This window comes from Microcoleus sp. N3A4 (genome assembly GCF_036701805.1).
Classification (GTDB): domain Bacteria; phylum Cyanobacteriota; class Cyanobacteriia; order Cyanobacteriales; family Microcoleaceae; genus Microcoleus.
Window position 1 is genome coordinate 1 of the sequence record NZ_JAUBRJ010000173.1, and the last position, 1,668, is coordinate 1,668.

1 protein-coding gene is annotated in these 1,668 nt (G+C 46.0%); it reads left to right on the plus strand.

Translation table 11 applies throughout. The features are described from left to right. Nucleotides 1-279: 279 nt before the first annotated feature. Nucleotides 280-1,650 (plus strand): IS110 family transposase, encoded by a 1,371-nt coding sequence (locus QUA56_RS36535; protein WP_445242984.1) that lies wholly within the window; start codon nt 280-282, stop codon nt 1,648-1,650. Nucleotides 1,651-1,668: the final 18 nt, after the last annotated feature.

Here is a 1,668-nt window from a genome sequence, read left to right on the forward strand (position 1 = left end):
AGAGCGTTCCACCGGCGTCGCACGCCGGTTATGAATAAAAGAAACAGTAAAGCTAGCCCAAAAGTTGCCAGCGATCGGATATATTACCCCTGTGTCCCGATAGTCAGACCGACAAGTCAATGGTGCTTCTTTGAGCCTGATTTAGAGCGTGGTTGTGGGCCAGATGGTTATGACATTGGTGAAGAGGTCATCGCCTCTATCCCGTTTAGGAGAATATAACATCTCTTCGGCCCACCGATTGGGACACGCCAAAGTTCGATCGCGAAAAGGAGTCATCTAATGATCCGACGCCAGACAAACAAACCTGTTACGGGTGAAATGTCGAATTTCACACAGATTAACCCAAATGCCGCAGGCATAGATATTGGTTCTGCTGAACATTGGGTTTGCGTCCCACCCGATAGAACCCAACAAAATGTGCGTAAATTTAGCTGTTTTACCCCTGACTTAATTGAGATGGCATCTTGGTTGTTGGAATGTCGAGTAGACACCATCGCAATGGAATCGACAGGAGTCTATTGGATAAGTGCCTTTCAAATTCTCGAAGAAAGAGGTATCGAAGTCAAACTGGTAAATGCCCATCACGTCAAAACCGTACCGGGTAGAAAAAGCGATGTTTTAGATTGTCAGTGGTTGCAACAGCTACATACCTACGGTTTATTGTCCGGTTCCTTTCGCCCTGACGATCAAATTTGCGTCCTCCGCAGTTACATTCGCCACCGCGATAACTTAATCAAAAGTAGTAGTGCCCACATACTGCGGATGCAGAAAGCATTAATTCAAATGAATCTGCAACTAAATAAAGTCATCAGTGACATCACAGGAGTCACAGGGATGACAATTATCCGCGCCATTGTAGCTGGAGAAAGGAATCCTCAAGTCTTAGCCGAATTAAAAAATTCCCGCATTAAAAGTAGTACCGCAGATATTGCCAAAGCCTTGACAGGAGACTATCGAGCTGAGCATATATTTGTGTTAAAACAAGAGTTACAACTTTACGACATCTATCAAGGACAAATTGCTAGCTGCGATGTCGAGATCGATCGATATTTAGCTAGCTTTTGCCCAATGGAAAACAATCCCCCACCAGACCCTCCCAAACGCGGGAACAGAAAGCCCAGAGGTCATGAACCCACTTTTAACTTACGCAACCATTTGTATCGGATTAGTGGAGTAGATTTTACCCAAATCCCTGGTTTCGATGTTCTCACCGTACAAACCCTCCTCTCGGAAGTCGGATTAGACGCTACTCGTTTCCCTACCGTTAAACACTTTTGTTCCTGGTTAGGGTTGTGTCCAGGTTCGAGGATTACCGGCGGTAAAGTCAAAAGTTCTCATACCCGTCAAGTAGTTAATCGCGCTGCTAATGCCTTCCGTTTGGCTGCTCAATCTTTATCTCGCTCTCAATCAGCATTAGGGGCTTTTTATCGTCGGCTGCGCGCTCGATTGGGGGCCCCTGGGGCCAATACCGCTGCTGCCCATAAGCTAGCCCGCATCTTCTATCACCTCTGGAGTACAAAAACCGCTTATGCCGATGCAGGTGCTGACTATTACGAACAGAAATATCGACAACGGATCGTCTCTAAGCTGGAGAAAACTGCTGAGTCTTTTGGGTTTGAGCTAGTTGCTAAAACTCCACAGTTAGATTGAGTTTCTTAGGAGGACTTT